Annotated in this window: 17 protein-coding genes; 7 read left to right on the top strand and 10 right to left on the bottom strand. The window is 66.5% G+C overall.

Annotated elements, in window-relative coordinates; all coding sequences use genetic code 11:
- Positions 1-536: 536 nt before the first annotated feature.
- Entirely contained in the window at positions 537-1145 is a 609-nt protein-coding gene (gene msrQ / locus KUV62_RS09510; protein ID WP_222603438.1) for a protein-methionine-sulfoxide reductase heme-binding subunit MsrQ, read from the bottom strand.
- A gap of 104 nt (positions 1146-1249) precedes the next feature.
- Here msrQ and KUV62_RS09505 point away from each other — a divergent pair, with 104 nt between their 5' ends.
- Positions 1250-1897 carry a hypothetical protein gene (locus KUV62_RS09505; RefSeq protein WP_222603437.1) on the top strand — a complete coding sequence of 216 codons (648 nt, stop codon included), beginning with the start codon at positions 1250-1252 and terminating at the stop codon, positions 1895-1897.
- 14 nt (positions 1898-1911) lie between these two features.
- Here KUV62_RS09505 and msrP read toward each other — a convergent pair whose 3' ends face one another.
- Positions 1912-2817: a protein-methionine-sulfoxide reductase catalytic subunit MsrP gene (msrP, locus tag KUV62_RS09500; protein WP_222603436.1), complete on the bottom strand. Its 906-nt coding sequence runs from the start codon at positions 2815-2817 to the stop codon at positions 1912-1914.
- Between the two features lie 254 nt (positions 2818-3071).
- On the opposite strand from msrP, the gene KUV62_RS09495 reads away from it, so the two are divergent.
- Positions 3072-3689, top strand: a complete 618-nt coding sequence (locus KUV62_RS09495; protein ID WP_222603435.1) for a hypothetical protein — start codon at positions 3072-3074, stop codon at positions 3687-3689.
- Between the two features lie 51 nt (positions 3690-3740).
- Here the strand turns inward: KUV62_RS09495 and KUV62_RS09490 are convergent, their stop codons facing one another.
- Positions 3741-5249 (bottom strand): FMN-binding glutamate synthase family protein, encoded by a 1509-nt coding sequence (locus KUV62_RS09490; protein ID WP_222603434.1) that lies wholly within the window; start codon positions 5247-5249, stop codon positions 3741-3743.
- 120 nt (positions 5250-5369) lie between these two features.
- Between KUV62_RS09490 and KUV62_RS09485 the strand changes: the two genes are divergently transcribed.
- Positions 5370-5819, top strand: a complete 450-nt coding sequence (locus tag KUV62_RS09485) for a DUF302 domain-containing protein (RefSeq protein ID WP_222603433.1) — start codon at positions 5370-5372, stop codon at positions 5817-5819.
- 474 nt (positions 5820-6293) lie between these two features.
- On the opposite strand, the gene clpB is transcribed toward KUV62_RS09485, so the two are convergent.
- Positions 6294-8909: an ATP-dependent chaperone ClpB gene (gene clpB / locus KUV62_RS09480; RefSeq protein ID WP_222603432.1), complete on the bottom strand. Its 2616-nt coding sequence runs from the start codon at positions 8907-8909 to the stop codon at positions 6294-6296.
- A 206-nt stretch (positions 8910-9115) separates the two neighbouring features.
- On the opposite strand from clpB, the gene KUV62_RS09475 reads away from it, so the two are divergent.
- Together KUV62_RS09475 and pyrF are read left to right on the top strand one after the other, a co-directional pair.
- Positions 9116-9394, top strand: a complete 279-nt coding sequence (locus KUV62_RS09475; protein WP_222603431.1) for a hypothetical protein — start codon at positions 9116-9118, stop codon at positions 9392-9394.
- 124 nt (positions 9395-9518) lie between these two features.
- Positions 9519-10226 (top strand): orotidine-5'-phosphate decarboxylase, encoded by a 708-nt coding sequence (gene pyrF, locus KUV62_RS09470; RefSeq protein ID WP_222603430.1) that lies wholly within the window; start codon positions 9519-9521, stop codon positions 10224-10226.
- 28 nt (positions 10227-10254) lie between these two features.
- On the opposite strand, the gene KUV62_RS09465 is transcribed toward pyrF, so the two are convergent.
- On the bottom strand, positions 10255-10521 hold the full coding sequence (locus KUV62_RS09465; protein ID WP_222603429.1) for an NfeD family protein: 267 nt from the start codon (positions 10519-10521) through the stop codon (positions 10255-10257).
- Positions 10518-11417 carry an SPFH domain-containing protein gene (locus tag KUV62_RS09460; RefSeq protein WP_222603428.1) on the bottom strand — a complete coding sequence of 300 codons (900 nt, stop codon included), beginning with the start codon at positions 11415-11417 and terminating at the stop codon, positions 10518-10520. Before KUV62_RS09460 ends, KUV62_RS09465 begins: the two co-directional genes overlap by 4 nt.
- A gap of 121 nt (positions 11418-11538) precedes the next feature.
- On the opposite strand from KUV62_RS09460, the gene KUV62_RS09455 reads away from it, so the two are divergent.
- Positions 11539-11856 carry a hypothetical protein gene (locus KUV62_RS09455; protein WP_222603427.1) on the top strand — a complete coding sequence of 106 codons (318 nt, stop codon included), beginning with the start codon at positions 11539-11541 and terminating at the stop codon, positions 11854-11856.
- Positions 11857-11863: 7 nt separating this feature from the next.
- On the opposite strand, the gene KUV62_RS09450 is transcribed toward KUV62_RS09455, so the two are convergent.
- The gene (locus KUV62_RS09450) at positions 11864-12256 is read right to left on the bottom strand and encodes an NUDIX hydrolase (RefSeq protein WP_315901573.1); all 393 of its coding nucleotides are present in this window, start codon (positions 12254-12256) and stop codon (positions 11864-11866) included.
- Between the two features lie 67 nt (positions 12257-12323).
- Between KUV62_RS09450 and KUV62_RS09445 the strand changes: the two genes are divergently transcribed.
- Positions 12324-13577, top strand: a complete 1254-nt coding sequence (locus KUV62_RS09445) for a DNA polymerase IV (protein WP_222603426.1) — start codon at positions 12324-12326, stop codon at positions 13575-13577.
- A 115-nt stretch (positions 13578-13692) separates the two neighbouring features.
- On the opposite strand, the gene KUV62_RS09440 is transcribed toward KUV62_RS09445, so the two are convergent.
- From KUV62_RS09440 to mutL, 3 genes are all read right to left on the bottom strand, one after another.
- Positions 13693-14022, bottom strand: a complete 330-nt coding sequence (locus KUV62_RS09440) for a DUF3775 domain-containing protein (protein ID WP_222603425.1) — start codon at positions 14020-14022, stop codon at positions 13693-13695.
- 151 nt (positions 14023-14173) lie between these two features.
- Positions 14174-15304: a DNA recombination protein RmuC gene (locus KUV62_RS09435; protein ID WP_222603424.1), complete on the bottom strand. Its 1131-nt coding sequence runs from the start codon at positions 15302-15304 to the stop codon at positions 14174-14176.
- On the bottom strand, positions 15301-17187 hold the full coding sequence (mutL, locus tag KUV62_RS09430; RefSeq protein WP_222603423.1) for a DNA mismatch repair endonuclease MutL: 1887 nt from the start codon (positions 17185-17187) through the stop codon (positions 15301-15303). The genes KUV62_RS09435 and mutL overlap by 4 nt, the downstream gene beginning before the upstream one ends.
- Between the last annotated feature and the right edge of the window lie 299 nt (positions 17188-17486).

The following is a 17486-nucleotide window of genomic DNA, read 5'->3' as shown; positions in this document are numbered from 1 at the left end:
CCAAGGTCGCCCACATATCTCTTCAGATATTAGCGATGTCAAACAGCGTGAGAGACAAAAACCAGACCAGTGCGCCCTAACTTGTTCGGCGCGCCCGCCCGTCAACCTCTCGAATTTCTCTCCGCCTCGTCTGCGTCAGCTCCGCGTCTCCGCCTCGCCGCCGCCCCGTCTGGCGCCCCGTCGTGCGCCTCAGCGCCGCCGGTGAAGGGGCTTTTACGGATACCTCCCAACACCCGCAACCCCTTTTTTAGGAAAACGTCATGATTTTCCAAAATCACTAGCAAAATATAATAAATACAATAACTTAGAAGCACGATTTTCTGAAAGACAACCACCCAAAACCGCCCTGACCCAAGGGCAAGACACAACCCCCGAGTCGTCTGTTCGGGCCGGGGAGGCAGCTACCCACAGACCTATCCACAGATCGCTGCAGAATCCGGTCGATTCAGCCTCGAACTTCCCCGAGTCACCGCCCCTGAATCGCAAACGGCCCCGACTCGGACGAGTCGGGGCCGTTCAAACGAGTCGGCGAAACCTCAGCCGCGAAGCGCCACGCGGCGCTGCAGGGCCGGAAGCCGGAGCGCGACCAGCACCGCCGTCGCTCCTAGATAGAGGAGCGGCTCGACCTGGAAGCCCTTCGCCAGCATCACGAAGTGCAGCCCGCCAAGCAGCGCTGCCGCGTAGACCAGCCGGTGAAGCTGGCGCCAGCGCTTGCCCAGACGACGGATCGCCCCGTTGGTCGAGGTCAGCGCGAGAGGCAGCAGCAGCAAAAAGCCCGCCATGCCCACGGTAATATAGGGGCGCTTGAGAATGTCGGCCCAGATCCGGGCCGGATCCTGGATGTCGAGCAATAGCCAGACCAGCAGATGCAGCGCCACGTAGAAGAAGGCCATCAGCCCGACGGCGCGGCGGAACTTCAGCAGGTTCACCCCGGCGTGGCGGCGCAGCGGCGTGATGCAGAGCCCCGCGATCAGCAATTGCAGCGCCAGCTCGCCCAGCTCGTGCTCGAGCGCCTTGATCGGCTCGACGCCGAGACCGCCGGTCGCCCCGCTATAGAAGAGCCACGGCGCGGGCAGCGCCAGCAGCAGGTAGACAAGCCAGCTCGGCACACGGCGCGCCCCTTTGTTGATCCGGTCCACCAGCATGGTGCAGCCACTCCTTCCCATTGACTTCAACTTACCCGAATTCCGCGCCACTCGGTCCATATTCCCCTGCGATCGCGGGTACGGATCAATTGAGGATCGACCACATGATTGATGACACGTTTCTTCTGACCATTTGCGGCCTTGGCGCCTCGGTGCTGCTGACCATCGCCTTCGGGATCTGGAAAAGGTCCAAGGGCAAGACCTCGATCTTCGCCCAGGATGACAGCCTCGAGGATGTCGGGCTCTCGGTACTGTCCGCCGCCTTTCCCTCGCGCGCGACGACAGAGGATTTCCACACCGTACTGCGCCCTCCCTGGGGGCTGCGCATTGGCGGGCCGATCCTCGCGGCGCTGATGCTTATATATGTCGACCTCACGCCGCTGACGGACTCGCTGGGCTGGGCGCTGCCGGAAGGGGCGCTGCTCTTCAAGCTGGGGATCGGCGCGGTGCTGACCTACGCAACCGCCATGCTGCTCTTCGTGCAGCGCGTCGCCTATGACCGGCGCGAGATCCGCAGCTACGGCATCGACCCGCGCGCCCAGACCCGACAGCTCTCGGGCCTGACCGGAATCGAGATGCACCCGAAGCGGCCTGCGCTGGTACTGAGCTTTGCCGATCAGCCGCATCTCTACATCCCCAAATACCTGAGCGAGCGTGAGCGCTTCATCACGGAGATGAAGGCGATCGCCGCGCAGAACGCGCTTGTGGCGCCGAACCATGACCAGAGCCTGCGCTACCGCATGGGGCTCTGAGCCGGGGCCGGGCCTCAGAAGTTCGCAGTAAGGTCCATGCCCTCGTAGAGCGAGGCCACCTCGTCGGCGTAGCCGTTGAACATCAGCGTGGGCTTGCGGGGCGAGAACAGCCCGCCGCCGATCTCGCGCTCCGTCGCCTGGGACCAGCGCGGATGGCTCACCTCGGGGTTCACGTTGGAATAGAAGCCGTACTCGCGCGCGTTGGCCTTGTTCCAAGAGGTCGGCGGCTCGCTGTCGGTCAGGGTGATGCGCACCACCGACTTGATCGATTTGAAGCCGTATTTCCACGGCACCACCAGACGCAGCGGCGCGCCGTTCTGTTTCGGGATGTCGCGGCCGTAGATGCCGGTGGCCATGATGGTGAGCGGGTGCATCGCCTCGTCGAGCCGCAGCCCCTCGACATAGGGCCAGTCGAGCACCTTGTAGGCGGTGCCGGGCATCTCGTTGGGGCGAAGCACGGTCTCGAAGGCGACATATTTCGCCTCTGACTGCACGCCGGCCAGCGCCAGGAGATCGGCCAGCTCGAACCCGTTCCACGGCACCACCATCGACCAGGCCTCGACACAGCGGAAGCGGTAGATGCGCTCCTCGATGGTCATCTGGGACATGATATCCTCGAAGGCGTAATCGCCGGGCCTGTCGACCATGCCGTCGATCCGCACCGTCCAGGGCGCGATGGTCAGCTGCTCGGCATGGCGGGCGGGATCCTCCTTGCCGGTGCCGAACTCGTAGTAATTGTTGTAGCTGGTGATTTCTTCCCACTCATTGGGCTCGAGATCGCCCGGCGCCGCGCCTGCCCTGCCAGCGAGGCCCGCCAGACCGAGCCCCGCGGCCCCGGCCATCAGCTGGCGGCGGTTGAGCCAGACGTGCTCGGGGGTGACGTCGGATGCGGTCAGCGGACTCTTGTAGCGGCCAGCCATGCGGAACCTCCTGCGTTTGCTTTCCGAAAAGGTAAGCGAGCCATGCACATCTGCCAAAGCAAAGCGTCTCACGTTCCCGTTCGGGCGCTGAAACATTGGCCCGGCGCAATCCCCGTGCCGCGCGATGAACCTTTTCCGCGCCAGCGCGCACTTACCCGGCACACCACCGCGGCCAAAGCGCATACGGCGCCCGCAACCGCGCTCCGTCATCTCCCACCGGCCCGGAACCTGGCCGCTCATGAAAGGAAGCCCCAATGCCGAAGACCGTTGGCCTTTTGACCTACCCGACCACCATCGCCGGGATCGAACGCGATACCGAACTGGTGCGCGCCTTCTCTGCCTACCTGCGCGGCAACAAGGAATACGACGCCTATTTCAAATACGTCACCGCCGATGCCCGCCCCTGGGTGCGCTACGACATGTTCTTTGCCAAGAACGCCAGCCACAAGATCAAGATGTCGCCGAAGATGCAGCAGATCGCCGATCACGCCTCCAGCAACGAGGAATGGGACAATCCCGACTACAAGAAGGTGATCGACTTCATGGAGCAGCATTGCCGCAAGCTGCTCGACGGCAAGGCCGTGCCCGGCTTCTTCGGCAGCAAGGCCTTTGCCGATTTTCACTGCAAGCGTATCACCGGCTACCCGGACCCGAACAAGGCCGCGATCGAGGCGGCGAAGAAGCTCAACCTCAAGAACAAGAAGCATGTCGGCGTGGTGAAGCAGATCTTCCTCGAGGCACTGTTCGGCCGCGAAGCCAAGATCGCCCGGCTCAACAAGGAGCTCGAGGAGACCCGCGCGAAGGGCAGCAAGGCCAAGGGCAAGCGCGACGTCTATGCCGAGATGAAAGCCGGCCGGATGATCCACGCCTGATCCTGGGGCTCCGCCGCGCTCCCCGGCGGGGCCACCGACGCCGCGTCCGGCTCAGACGCCTGTCTGGCTCGGCGCGGTTTCCGGCTGGTAGCTCGGACGGATCTTGTTGAACGGGATCGAGCTGCCATCGGCCTGCACGATGCGCACGTGCCGCCGCCGCATCTGGCGCGGCTCCGAGACGCCCACCGAGTGCGCGATGGTCTCGACCTCCTTGATCACGCCCTTGGCGTAGTTGGCGACCTTCTTGTACTTGTTCTGCACCACCAGCCCCTGCTGAAGATGCGGGTCATGGGTGGTGATGCCCGTGGGGCAGGTGTTGCGGTTGCACTTCAGCGCCTGGATGCAGCCGAGCGAGAACATGAAGCCCCGCGCCGAGGTGACGAAATCCGCGCCAAGGCAGATCGCCCAGGCGACATCGGCGGGGTTCACCAGCTTGCCGGAGGCGATGATGCGGATCCGGTCCTTCAGCCCATAGCGGTCGCGCAGATCGACAATGCGCGGCAGCGCCTCGCGGATCGGCATGCCGACGAGGTCGATCAGCGGCATCGGCGCGGCGCCGGTGCCGCCCTCGCCGCCATCGATGCAGATGAAGTCCGGCGCACTCTCGCTGCCGCGTTCATTGATCAGCCTGAAGAGATCCTCCCAGGCGTCCGACGAGCCGATCACCGTCTTGAAACCCACTGGCTTTCCCGAGACCTCGCGGATGTGGCCGATCATGTCGAGCAGGTCGTCGAAATCGTCGATCTCCGGGTGGCGGTTGGGCGAGATCCCCGCCTGACCCACCTTCAGCCCGCGGATCGCCGCGACCTCCTCGTTGACCTTCTCGCCCGGAAGAATGCCGCCCTTGCCAGGCTTGGCGCCCTGCGCCAGCTTCAGCTCGAACATCTTGACCTGCGGATTGGCGGCCACGGCGCGCAGCTTGTCGTCGTCGATGCGGCCGTGCTCGTCGCGCAGGCCGAACTTGGCGGTGCCGATCTGGAACACCAGATCGCAGGGCGCTGCCTCGTGATAGGGCGAGAGCCCGCCCTCGCCGGTGTTGAGCCAAATCCCCGCCTCGCAGGCGCCCTTGCTCAGCGCCTCGACCGCCGGCTTCGAGATCGCGCCATAGCTCATGCCCGAGATGTTGTAGATCGACTTGGCCAGATAGGGCACCCGGGCATGCGGGCCGATCACCATCGGGTCGGTCGTGGCGAACTGGTCGTCAAGCGGCGGGAACACCGCGTTGACGAAGATCGGCGTGCCGGGAATGTTGAGGTTGCGGGTCGAGCCGAAGGCCACAGTGTTATCCTTGCCCTTGGTGGCGTGGTAGACCCAGTCGCGCTGCGCGCGGTTGAACGGCATCTCCTCGCGGTCCATGGCGAAGAAATACTGCCGGAAGAACTCGCCCAGCTTGGTGAACAGCCCGCGGAAGCGCCCGATCACCGGGTAGTTGCGCCGGATCGCATCGTTCGACTGGACCGAGTCGATGACGTAGAGCGCCAGCGCCACGAAGACGCCGATTCCCACCACGGCGACAAAGACCAGTGCCAGCACCTGAAGCGCATACATTGCCGCACCCATGGTCACATCCTCACGTATTCATTGGTTTGCATAACAGCGTCCCCCCGCATACCCTGCGAGTCCTGTTCATACAGTGACAACGCTTGTCGGAGACGGCAACCGTAAGGGAGGAGAGAAACCATGAAATGGATTGCTGCGCTCTTGTTGAGCACCGCGCCGGCACTGGCGGCCGGTGTCGTTTCTGCCGATGTCGTTTCCTATGACACCGACCAGAGCTTCGACGACGTGATCTTCGGGCTCGAAAACGCGATCATCGATGCCGGGCTGGTGGTCGACCACGTCAGCCACGTGGGCGAGATGCTCGAGCGCACCCGCGCCGATGTCGGCTCGGAGGTGGTGCTTTTCGATCAGGCGGATGTCTACAGCTTCTGCTCGGCGCAGCTGTCGCGGCAGGTGATGGAGGCGGACCCGATGAACATCATGTTCTGCCCCTACGACATCTTCGTGGCGGTCCGCCATGATGCGCCCGAAACCACCACCATCGGCTTCCGCGGCTTTCCCGAGGGCGAGATGCAGGTGATCCACGATCTGCTCGACGGGCTGGCACGGGCGGCGATCGGGATGGAGTGAGCGGCTGGGCCGTCGCAGAGTTGCGCCAAGCTCGAAGTAGAGCGCCGCGTCATTGAGCGCGCGAGATTGGGCGGCCCTAGTGGCCACCAAGTCGACTGGTCGGAAAGAAGAGCCGCGCCATCGCCGGCCCGCGGGGTGACGATCAGACGCTCTGAACATCTCGATTTATCCCAGCCAAGTCCGAGGGACCTCGACACGCATCACCCAGCTCGGCCAGATCGCCAGCCCGGGGGGCGGGTCATGCCGGAGGCATGCTTTCAGCATGACGATGGCGCGCCTCTCGGCGTTTGCTTGCAAACGCCTGCCGTCAACACATCGCGAAACGCGATGTGTGAGAGGCGCCCTTCGGGCTTGATTCCGCGCGGGGCAACGCTCGAACCCCAGACTCCAAAACGCGCTGGATAGCCAAACCACCAAACGCCCCAATGAAAAAGGCCCGCCAAGCGGCGGGCCTTTCCCATTCTTGCACGTGGATCAGTGCACCACGGCATCGTCCGGCCGCGGCCGGCTCGAGGCACCGACGCGCTCGCCGATCAGCAACCCGTCACTGCCGGCAGTCACCGGCACCAGATCGCCGTCGTGGATCTCGCCGCCGAGGATCAGCTCGGCCAGCGGATCCTGCAGCGCGCGCTGGATCACCCGCTTGAGCGGGCGCGCCCCGAAGACCGGATCGTAGCCTTCCTCGGCCATCCACTTCTTGGCGCCCTCGTCGAGCTGCAGCGTGATCTTCCGGTTGGCCAGCCGCTTGAGCAGCCGCGCCATCTGGATCTCCACGATGCCGTCCATGTCCTCGCGCTTGAGCCGGTCGAAGATGATCGTCTCGTCGAGCCGGTTGAGGAACTCGGGGCGGAAATGCGCCCGCACCGCGTCCATCACGTCGCGCTTGGCCTGCGCGCTGTCGGCCCCCTCGGGCAGTTGCGACAGCGCCTGCGAGCCGAGGTTCGAGGTCAGCACGATCAGCGTCTGCTTGAAGTCCACGGTGCGGCCCTGACCATCGGTCAGCACGCCGTCATCGAGCACCTGCAGCAGCACATTGAACACGTCGGGATGCGCCTTCTCGACCTCGTCGAACAGCACCACCTGATAGGGGCGCCGGCGCACGGCCTCGGTCAGCACACCGCCCTCGTCATAGCCGACATAGCCCGGAGGCGCGCCGATCAGACGGGCCACGGAGTGTTTCTCCATGAACTCCGACATGTCGATCCGCACCATGGCGTTGTCGTCGTCGAACAGGAACTCGGCCACCGCCTTGGTGAGCTCGGTCTTGCCGACGCCGGTCGGCCCCAAGAACAGGAACGAGCCAAGCGGACGGTTCTCGTCGTTGAGCCCGGCCCGGGCCCGGCGCACCGCGTTGGCGACCGCGCGCACCGCCTGGTTCTGGCCGACGACCCGCTTGTGCAGCCCGTCTTCCATGCGCAGCAGCTTCTCGCGCTCACCCTCGAGCATCTTCGAGGTCGGGATGCCGGTCCAGCGCTCCACCACCTCGGCGATCTGCTCCGGGCGCACGGCCTCTTCGACCATGATGTCGCCCTCGGCTTCCTCGGCCTCGGTGAGCTTCTTCTCCAGCTCCGGGATGCGGCCGTATTGCAGCTCGCCCGCCTTGGCGAAGTTGCCCTCGCGCTTGGCGATCTCGAGATCGGCGCGCAGCCGGTCGAGCTGCTCCTTGACGTCGCGGGCCGAGGCCAGCTTGTCACGCTCGGCCTGCCATTGCGCCGTCATCTCGGCGGAGCGCTCCTCGAGATCGGCCAGCTCGCGCTCGAGCGTCTCGAGACGGTCCTTGGAGGCGGCATCGTCCTCGAGCTTGAGTGCCTCGACCTCGATCTGCATCTGCAGGATGTTGCGGTCGAGCTGGTCGAGCTCTTCGGGCTTGCTGTCGACTTCCATGCGCAGCCGCGAGGCGGCCTCGTCCATCAGGTCGATGGCCTTGTCGGGCAGGAAGCGGTCGGTGATGTAGCGATGCGACAGCGTCGCCGCCGCCACCAGCGCCGAGTCCGAGATCCGCACGCCATGGTGCAGCTCGTACTTCTCCTTGATGCCGCGCAGGATCGAGATCGTGTCCTCGACAGTCGGCTCCTGCACCAGCACAGGCTGGAAGCGCCGGGCCAGCGCCGGATCCTTCTCGACATGCTTGCGATACTCGTCGAGCGTGGTCGCGCCGACGCAGTGCAGCTCGCCGCGCGCCAGCGCCGGCTTGAGCAGGTTCGAGGCGTCCATCGCGCCATCGGCCTTGCCGGCGCCCACCAACGTGTGCATCTCGTCGATGAACAGGATGATCTCGCCGGCGGCGCTCTCGATCTCCTTCAGGATCGCCTTCAGACGCTCCTCGAACTCGCCGCGATACTTCGCACCGGCGATCAGCGCGCCCATGTCGAGCGCCATCAGCCGCTTGTTGCGCAGGCTCTCGGGCACGTCGCCATTGACGATGCGCAGCGCCAGCCCCTCGGCGATGGCGGTCTTGCCGACGCCGGGTTCGCCGATCAGCACCGGGTTGTTCTTGGTGCGGCGCGACAGCACCTGCATCGATCTGCGGATCTCGTCATCGCGGCCGATGATCGGGTCAATCTTGCCCTGCTCGGCGGCCTCGGTGAGATCGCGGGCGTATTTCTTCAGCGCGTCATAGCCCTCTTCGGCATTGGCGCTGTCGGCGGTGCGGCCCTTGCGGATGTCGTTGATCGCCTCGTTGAGCTTCTGCGGCGTCACGCCACCGGCCTCCAGCGCCTCCTTGGCGCCGGATTTCTCGATGCCCAGCGCCATCAGGATGCGCTCGACCGGGACAAAGCTGTCGCCGGCCTTCTTGGCGATCTTCTCGGCCTCGTCGAGCACCTTGCCGGTGGCCGGGTCGAGATAGACCTGGCCGGCATCGCCGCCGACCTTCGGGATCTTCGCGAATTTCTGCTCGAGCGTCTCGACCACACGGGCCGGTTGGCCGCCGGCGCGGGTGATGAGATTGGACGCGAGCCCCTGCTCGTCATCCATCAGCGCTTTCAGCAGATGCTCGGGCGCGAGGCGCTGGTGGCTTTCGCGCATGGCAATGGTCTGTGCGGCCTGAATGAACCCACGCGACCGCTCCGTGAACTTCTCCAAGTTCATGGTGTCTCTCCTTCCAATAAGCGCCCGTTGGGATTTCGCCGCGCCCGGCTGGGCGGCACGCGGCAGGATCGGGCCTCGATAAGAAAATGGTCGCCCATAGCGATGGCTTCAAGATCCGTGATCACAAAAATGCGGGCGATCCGAGAGCTGCAACGGAATCGTCATGGTTTTCTGCCAAGGCTGGCCACGAGACTGGAGGCTGAGCCATGCATATCAGGGAAATCTCGTTCGACGGGTTCGACGGGTCCGAGCCCGAGGGGCTGAAACGGGGCAGCGTCTCGCTGGTCGCGGAGAACGGGCGGATCGAGGTGGCGCTGGTCGCGCCGCCCCGCGTATCGCCGTGGAAGCGCGCCCTCGAGCGGCGGCTGCTGCGCCGCGCGGTCGCGACGGTGCTGCGCCTGCCGGAGTATCGCGACGGCCGCGAGGAGCTGTGGTTCGATGGCGAGACGGTGGCGCGGATGCGCCTCGGAGTGCGGCCCGACTAAGAGCGCTCCAAGGGCCGTCCCGGAGCCTGTTTTCGGCGAAAGCCCCGCCTCTGCCCGAGCCGCGGCCTTGACGCAGGGCCAAGCGCGCCGCAAGAGGGGCCGACCCGGAAAATGGAGGCCCCCCATGTCAGATCACCGCGCCGATGACCGCCTGATCGTCGCCCTCGACGTGCCGAACGCGCTGCAGGCGCTGCAACTGACCGACCGCATCGGCGATGCGGTGTCGTTCTACAAGATCGGCCTCGGCATGCTGACCGGTGGCGGGCTGGCGCTAGCCAACGAGCTCAAGCAGGAGCACGGCAAGCGCATCTTCCTCGACATGAAGCTGTTCGACATCGGCCAGACCGTCGAGAACGCGGTGCGCGGGCTGGCGCAGTTCGATCTCGATTTCCTCACCGTGCACGGCGATCCGCACGTTGTGCGCGCCGCCAAGGAGGGTGCGTCGGGCAAGGACACCAAGATCCTCGCCGTCACCATCCTGACCTCGCTCGACCGCGGCGATCTCGATGACGGCATGATGCGCAGCGGCGATATTGCCGAGATGGTGGTCGAACGCGCCGCCCGCGCCTTCGAGGCCGGGGCCGATGGCGTCATCGCCTCGCCGAACGAAGCCGCAGCGATCCGCGCGCTGCCGCAGTCCGAAGGCCGTCTGATCGTGACCCCGGGCGTCCGCCCCGCGGGTGCCGCGGATGATGACCAGAAGCGCATCGCGACCCCCGGCAACGCGATCTCGGCCGGGGCCGATCACATCGTCGTCGGCCGCCCGGTCTGGCGCGCCGACAGCCCGCGCGACGCGGCGCTGGCGATCCAGCACGAGCTGTCCGCGCTCTGAGAAACAGGCGCGCCCGACCCGGCGCGCGTCAGTCTTCGTTGATATCGCGATCCCAGAGCTTGATCTGGCCCTTGCGCACGCCAACCAACTGCCGCAGCACCAGCCACGCGATCAGCGAGACCACCGCGAAGATCAGCAACAGCCACACCCAGGCCAGCGCGTAGCCTGCCAGCAGCCAGACGCCGACCACCGCGGCGCCGATGGCGAAGCCCAGGAAGATGAAGCCCGGCGCCAGCACCTCGAGCACGAGAAGCAGCACCGCCGCCGCCATCCAGACCCACCAGAGATAGATCATGTGCCGCGGCCCTTCAGCAGGCTGAAGGCATCGCGAAAGACGTCGACCGCATCCGCCGGCAGCACGATGGTCTGCTTGCCCTCGCCCTGCCCCAGCGCGGTCAGCGCCTCGACCTGCTTCAGAGCCACCTGGTATTGCGCCGCCGACAGCCCGTGCTCGGCGATCGCCTGCGCCACCACCTGCGTGGCATAGGCCTCGGCCTCGGCGGCGATGCGCCGCGCCTTGGCAACCTGTTCGGCGGCGTAGAGCTCGGCATCCGCCGACAGCTCGACGGCGCGCTTCTTGCCCTCGGCCTCTGTCACCTGCGCCCGGCGCGCACGCTCGGCGTTGAGCTGCTGCAGCATCGCGTCGCGGGTGGCCTGATCGAGGTTCACATCGAGGATCTCGGCCCGGGTCACCTCGATGCCCCAGTTGTCGACCGCGTCCTCGACATTTCCCTTGATAGTTGAGATCAGCGCCGCGCGGTTCGATTGCACCTCGTCGAGCTCCATCTTGCCGATCTCCGCCCGAACGATGCCCGCCACCGTGGTGGCGATGGCGGCATCAACGTCGCGGATGCGGTAAACGGTCTTTTCCGGCTCGAGGATGCGGTAGAAGACCGAGGTCTCGACCTGCACAAGAACGTTATCCGCCGTGATGGCGTCCTGGCTGGCGTTGGGCAGCTGGCGCTCGAGGATCGACACCTTGTGGCGCACCCGATCGAGGAACGGCACGATGAAGTTGATGCCCGGCCCGAGCACGGCGCGCAGGCGCCCGAAGCGCTCGACCACGTGCTTTTCCGACTGCGGGACGATGCGCACGCCCAGCAGGATGCACAGGATGATGAAGCCCGCGAGCAGCAGCACCACGAGGTTGCCGCCGAGCAGGAAATCGAGGAGAAAATCTTCTACGGTCATGTGTTCCGACCTCACAAAATGCCTGCGCACTATGGCGCGCAACCGGTAGGGGTGGAAGCCCTTTCGGGAACCGCGACCGGGGGATCGCGTTTCATTGCCGTAACAGGCAGGAGACACTCCGATGACACAGAGCCAAGCTCAGATCGGCAATCTGACCTATAATGCCGCCGATGAATGCTATCAGGCGCTAGTGACCTTCCATACCGACGAAGGCCGCATCCGCGTCGCCAGTTCCTACGCCGCGCCGCTGGACGCCGACCCCGAAGAGGTGGAGCGGGCGTTGATTTCCGATGCGCTGACCGCGCCGGACAGGCCGAACCGGCTGCGTGCCCGGCTGAAGCCGCGCCTTTCCGAGCGGCCGCGCCCGGCGCCCGAGCCCAAGACCCCGCTGCACGGCGCGGTGGACTGGCTGCGCCGGATCGGTGGCCGCGCGGCCTGAGCCGCCCTCAGCTCCGCTCGGTGAGATAGGCGTTCAGCAGCTCGCGGAAATGCGGGATGCCATCGTCCCGGGCAACGTATTCCTCCGGCGGCATCATCCACCAGTCATGGCCCTCGTCGCCGAAGCGCACGTCAGACACCCGCTCCGCCGGCAGGTGCGCGGCGAAGAACCAGCTCGGGCCATGTTGACGGGTCCAGACGATCTGTTCCTGCGACAGGCTGAGCCCGACCTCCTCGAAGGTTTCGCGCAGGGCGCATTCCTCGGGCGTCTCGTCGCCCTCGCGCCCGCCGCCCGGAAAATCGAGATAGCCCGGCCACGGGATCTCGGGCTTTTCATCGCGCCGGATCACCAGCAGCTCCTCGCCGAGGAACAGCATCAGTTTCGCACCTGAAAAGCTCACGCGATGGCCCCCGCTCTGGTTACATCCTATAGTCCCCAGATAACCACTCGGCTGCGAATGACCACCCATGCCCGCGCTTTGTCGTGATTGCCTCACCGAATTCGAGACCGGCCCGCGCTGCCCCGCCTGCGGGCGGCCGAGGGTCGTGCGCCATGACGAGCTGCGCAGCCTCTCGATCGCCCACATGGATTGCGATGCCTTCTATGCCAGCGTCGAGAAACGCGAGAATCCCGAGCTTGCCGACAAGCCGGTGATCATCGGCGGCGGCAAGCGCGGCGTGGTCTCGACCGCCTGCTACGTGGCGCGCATCCGCGGCGTGCGCTCGGCCATGCCGATGTTCAAGGCGCTCGAGCTCTGCCCCGATGCGGTGGTGCTGAAGCCGCGCATGGCGCTCTATGCCGAGGTCTCGCGGCAGATCCGCGGCTTCATGGAAGAGCTGACCCCGGCGATCGAGCCGCTGTCGCTCGACGAGGCGTTTCTCGACCTGACCGGCACCGAGCGCCTGCACGGCGCGCCGCCGGCCGTCATGCTGGCGCGGCTGGTGAAGCGGATGAAGGACGAGCTCGGCGTCACCGGCTCGGTCGGGCTCAGCCACAACAAGTTCCTTGCCAAGATCGCCTCGGATCTCGACAAACCGCACGGCTTCTCGGTCATCGGCAAGGCCGAGACGCAGGATTTCCTGAGGCCACGGCCGGTGCGGATGATCTGGGGTGTGGGTCAGGCCGGGCAGGACGCGCTCGAGCGCTCGGGCATCCGCACATTCGAAGACCTGTTGCGCTGGGATCGCGAGGGGCTGATGGTGCGCTTCGGCAGCGTGGGCGAGCGGCTCTGGCACCTGGCCCGCGGCGAGGATCACCGCCGGGTCACCCGCAACGCGCCTGTGAAGTCGATCTCGAACGAGACCACCTTCCACGAGAACACCAAGGATCCCGACATCCTCGACGGCCATCTCTGGCGCATGAGCGAGAAGGTCGCCGACCGCGCCAAGGCCAAGGGTCTGGCGGGGCGCGTGGTGGTGCTGAAGGTGAAGCGGGCCGATTTCAAGCTGATCACCCGGCGCCACGCGCTTGGAGATGCCACGCAGATGGCCGACCGGATCTACCGCACCGCGCGCGGCATGTTCGACCAGCTGGGCAGCGGCGTGTCCTACCGGCTCTTGGGCACCGGGATCTCGGAGCTTGTTCCGGCGGATCAGGCCGACCGGCTGGGCGACCTGCTCGATCCGCAGGCCGAGAAGCGGGCGGGGGCAGAGCGCGCGACGGATGCGATCCGCGCGCGCTTCGGCAACGAGGCCATCGTCAAGGGGCGCTCGCTGCGCTGAGCCGCGCCGGGTGCATTGACCCGACGCTCCGCTGCGCCCGACGGGCCAGCGCGGGCTCGGCGCGACGGGCCGTGCCGAGTGCGATGCATCGGCGGCGGGGCAGACGCGGGCGGGCTCAGGCGCCGCGGCGCATCAGCTCGTCTTCCTCGTCCTGGGCATCGTAACCCAGCGCTTCGAGCCCGGCCTCGAGGTGATCGGCCAGATGCGGCGTGCCGATCAGGTAGTTGGCGGTCGGCGTGGTGGCCTCGGCCATCGCCGTGGCATAGGCCTCGCCCCACTCGTCGGCGTCGAAGGCATCGCGACCGATCCACATGACCGCGACCAGCGCGGCCTGTTCTTCCTCGGTCATCTGCTCGATGACGCCGCGCAGCTCGCCTTCGCCACGATCCATCTCGCGGGCCAGCAGGATGACATGGGCGACTTTCCTGACACTGATCTCTTCCATCTTCCCTGTCTCCTTTCTCTGGCTAAAGAGACTGGGGCAAAGCCCCGTCCCCGTCCTTGATCCTGCGCAAGCTTACGAGAGGCGCGCGCATCTGGCAAAGACTGTCGAGAGGCAGATAAGCAATAATATTGCCCGAGGGAAGAGAGCCGGCTCAGGAGTTGCTCGGCATTGGCACGATCTTCTTGTCGCGCCCGTCCTCGAAATCGAAATTGTCGAGCCGCCGCGCCCGCTGGCCCGCCTTGTCGGCGCTGATGCGGATATCCGCCACGTCGCGCGCCGCCTGCGAGAAATGCCGGTCGAGATTCTCGACCCGCGTGCCGAGCCGCTCGACATCGGCATTGAGCAGCGCCAGCTCGCGCCGGATCGCACCGGCCTGCTCGCGCATGCGGGCATCCTTGAGCACCGCGCGCAGGGTGTTGAGCGTTGCCATGCAGGTGGTCGGCGAGACGATCCAGACCCGCAGGTTGAAGCCCTCTCGCACCACCTCCGGGAAATGCGCGTGCAGCTCGGCATAGACCGCCTCCGAGGGCAGGAACATCAGCGCCGAGTCGGCCGTCTCGCCCTCGAGGATGTAGCGCCCGGCGATGTCGCGCAGGTGCTTGCGCACCGCGAGGCGGAAGGCCTGCGCGGCGCGGGTGCGGCTCTCGCCCTTCTCGGCGCGCTGCAGCTGCTCGTAGGATTCGAGCGGGAACTTGGCGTCGATGACGATCGGGCCCGGCGGCTCGGGCATGTGGATCAGGCAGTCGGCGCGGCGGCCGTTCGAGAGCGTGGCCTGCAGCGTGTAGCTGTCGGCGGGGAGCGCCTTCGAGACGATGTCGTTGAGCTGGATCTCGCCAAAGGCGCCGCGGGTCTGCTTGTTGGAGAGGATGTCCTGCAGCGACAGCACGTCGCCCGACAGCCGGGTGATGTTGTCCTGCGCCCGGTCGATGACCTTGAGCCGCTCCTGCAGCTCGCCAAGGCTGTGGGCGGTGCGCCGCGCGGTGCCGTGCAGGCTTTCGGACATCTGCCCCTGCACCTCCGCCAGCCGGCGCTCGACCAGCTCGAGCATGGCGGTCTGGCTCTGCAGCTGCGCCTCGGTGACATGGTGCAGCCCGCCGGCGAGCCGTTCCTGCCCTTCGCCCAGCGCCTGCACCCTCTGACCGAGCTGCGCCAGCGGATGCGCCAGCCGCGCGGCACGGTTGGCGGCGCGGATCACCACAACCATGACCAGCAGCAGCACGCCAAGCGCCGCGGCGGCCCAGAGGCGCGGATCCTCGAGCATCAGGGTCAGCGGATCGCTCATGTGCGCCCGAAAAGCCGCTCGATATCCGAGAGCTTCAGCTCGACATAGGTCGGGCGGCCATGGTTGCACTGGCCGGAATGCGGCGTCGCCTCCATCTCGCGCAGCAGCGCGTTCATCTCCTCGGCGCGCATGCGGCGACCCGAGCGGATCGAGCCGTGGCAGGCGACGCGGCTGAGGATGGCCTCGATCTTCTCCTGCACCAGCTGGCTGGAGCCGAAATCGGCGATCTCGTCGAGAATGTCGGTCAGCAGCGCCTTGGCGTTGACCTCGCCGAGGATCGCCGGGGTCTCGCGCACCGCGACGGCGCTGCCGCCGAAGGCCTCGATGGTCAGGCCCATGCGCGACAGGTCGTCGGCGATGCTCAGCAGCCGCGAGAGATCGTCGGCGGAAAGCTCGACGATCTCGGGGATCAGCAGCGCCTGCGCGGCAACGCCACGCTCTGCCATCTGGTGCTTGAGCTTCTCATAGACCAGCCGCTCATGGGCGGCATGCTGATCGACGATGACGATGCCGTCGCCGGTCTGGGCGATGATGTAATTCTCATGCACCTGCCCGCGCGCGGCCCCGAGCGGCAGCGTCTCATCGGCCCCTTGCGGGCCCTCCTCGACCGGATCGACCCGGCCCGAAAAGCTGCCGGCGAACTCGGCGAAGCCGATCTCGGCGGGGCGCGGCGCGGGCGCTGCGTAGGGCTGGTAGGGCTCGACGGGCGTCATCGGCGCCTGCGCCCGGTAGGCGGCGCCGAGCGCCCCCTGCGAGGGGCGGTCCATCTGGTAGACCCGCGGTGTGCCCGAGGGCTCGGGCCGCATCGCGCCCAGCGTCGCCCCGGCCACGGTGGTCGAGGCGCGGTGCCCGGCCTCGGCCAGCGCGTGGCGCAGCGCCGAGACGATCAGCCCGCGCACCAACCCCGGCTCGCGGAAGCGCACCTCGGATTTCGCCGGATGCACGTTGACGTCGACCTTGTGCGGATCGCAATCGACGAACAGCGCCACCGCCGGGTGCCGCTCGCGGCTGAGGAAATCGGCATAGGCGCCGCGCAGCGCGCCGAGCAGCAGCCGGTCCTGCACCGGGCGTCCGTTGACGAAGAGATGCTGCGCCACCGAGGAGCCGCGCGAATAGGTCGGCAGCGCCGCCAGCCCGGTGAGCCGGAAGCCCTCGCGCTCGGCGTCGATGTTGAGCGCGTTGTCGGTGAACTCCGCCCCCATGACCTGTGCCAGCCGCCCGCGCAGCGCGTCGAAGAGATCACCCGAGCAGGGATCGGCGCGGAAGGTGGTGCGGTCCTTGCCGTCGCTGACATCGCGCAGGGTGAAGCCGACCGAGGGCTCGGCCATGGCAAGCCGCTTGATGACCTCGGAGATCGCCTGCATCTCGGCCCGATCGGAGCGCAGGAACTTGAGCCGGGCGGGGGTGGCGTAGAACAGGTCACGCAGGGTGACCACGGTGCCCCCGTTGAGCGCGCAGGGCTTCACCGCCGCCATCTGGCCGCCAGCCACGGCGATCTCGGCGGCCTCCTCGCCGCTGGCGCGGCTCTGGATGGTCAGCCGCCCCACCGCGCCCAGCGAGGGCAGCGCCTCGCCGCGGAAGCCGAAGCTGTGGATGTTGAGCAGGTCCGAGCCATCGATCTTCGAGGTGGCGTGGCGCGACAGTGCCAGCGGCAGCTCGTCGGCGCTCATGCCGCAGCCGTCGTCGGTCACCCGGATCAGCGTCTTGCCGCCGTCGGCAAGCTCGATGTTGACCCGGCGGGCGCCGGCGTCGATGGCATTCTCGACCAGTTCCTTGACCGCCGAGGCGGGCCGTTCGACGACCTCGCCAGCCGCGATCCGGTTGATCGCGGAGTCGTCGAGCTGTCGGATGACCGGGCGCATATTGGGGCTGAAGCTGTTCATTCTACCAAACCTAGCAGGCGCACCGCGATTCTGAAACGGGGGAAAGCAGAGGCCTACCGGGTTTCGCCGGCACATGGAACCAAAGTCCTAATTGGCGAGTTTGAGACATATTATTACTCTCAGCGCCGAACCTTTTGCATTTCGTTGCGCACTCACCGACAGCGCCGCTCGGCCCACAGCCAAGGCATCGGCGCCCCAGACCCGGTAGAAACCGCGACCAGACCAAGGAAAAACGCCATGCCCGTGAACCGTTTCACCTACGAGACCATCGCCAAGCTCTACGGAGAAAGCTTCGCCAG

The sequence above is a fragment of the Salipiger bermudensis genome, assembly GCF_019801965.1.
Lineage (GTDB): Bacteria > Pseudomonadota > Alphaproteobacteria > Rhodobacterales > Rhodobacteraceae > Salipiger > Salipiger bermudensis_A.
This window is presented reverse-complemented; position numbering and strand designations above follow the sequence as displayed.

Bases quoted from the DNA above. Each gene is read 5' to 3' on its own strand.
- msrQ (WP_222603438.1), bottom strand. From the start codon at position 1,145: ATGCTGGTGGACCGGATCAACAAAGGGGCGCGCCGTGTGCCGAGCTGG.
- KUV62_RS09505 (WP_222603437.1), top strand. From the start codon at position 1,250: ATGATTGATGACACGTTTCTTCTGACCATTTGCGGCCTTGGCGCCTCG.
- msrP (WP_222603436.1), bottom strand. From the start codon at position 2,817: ATGGCTGGCCGCTACAAGAGTCCGCTGACCGCATCCGACGTCACCCCC.
- KUV62_RS09495 (WP_222603435.1), top strand. From the start codon at position 3,072: ATGCCGAAGACCGTTGGCCTTTTGACCTACCCGACCACCATCGCCGGG.
- KUV62_RS09490 (WP_222603434.1), bottom strand. From the start codon at position 5,249: ATGGGTGCGGCAATGTATGCGCTTCAGGTGCTGGCACTGGTCTTTGTC.
- KUV62_RS09485 (WP_222603433.1), top strand. From the start codon at position 5,370: ATGAAATGGATTGCTGCGCTCTTGTTGAGCACCGCGCCGGCACTGGCG.
- clpB (WP_222603432.1), bottom strand. From the start codon at position 8,909: ATGAACTTGGAGAAGTTCACGGAGCGGTCGCGTGGGTTCATTCAGGCC.
- KUV62_RS09475 (WP_222603431.1), top strand. From the start codon at position 9,116: ATGCATATCAGGGAAATCTCGTTCGACGGGTTCGACGGGTCCGAGCCC.
- pyrF (WP_222603430.1), top strand. From the start codon at position 9,519: ATGTCAGATCACCGCGCCGATGACCGCCTGATCGTCGCCCTCGACGTG.
- KUV62_RS09465 (WP_222603429.1), bottom strand. From the start codon at position 10,521: ATGATCTATCTCTGGTGGGTCTGGATGGCGGCGGCGGTGCTGCTTCTC.
- KUV62_RS09460 (WP_222603428.1), bottom strand. From the start codon at position 11,417: ATGACCGTAGAAGATTTTCTCCTCGATTTCCTGCTCGGCGGCAACCTC.
- KUV62_RS09455 (WP_222603427.1), top strand. From the start codon at position 11,539: ATGACACAGAGCCAAGCTCAGATCGGCAATCTGACCTATAATGCCGCC.
- KUV62_RS09445 (WP_222603426.1), top strand. From the start codon at position 12,324: ATGCCCGCGCTTTGTCGTGATTGCCTCACCGAATTCGAGACCGGCCCG.
- KUV62_RS09440 (WP_222603425.1), bottom strand. From the start codon at position 14,022: ATGGAAGAGATCAGTGTCAGGAAAGTCGCCCATGTCATCCTGCTGGCC.
- KUV62_RS09435 (WP_222603424.1), bottom strand. From the start codon at position 15,304: ATGAGCGATCCGCTGACCCTGATGCTCGAGGATCCGCGCCTCTGGGCC.
- mutL (WP_222603423.1), bottom strand. From the start codon at position 17,187: ATGAACAGCTTCAGCCCCAATATGCGCCCGGTCATCCGACAGCTCGAC.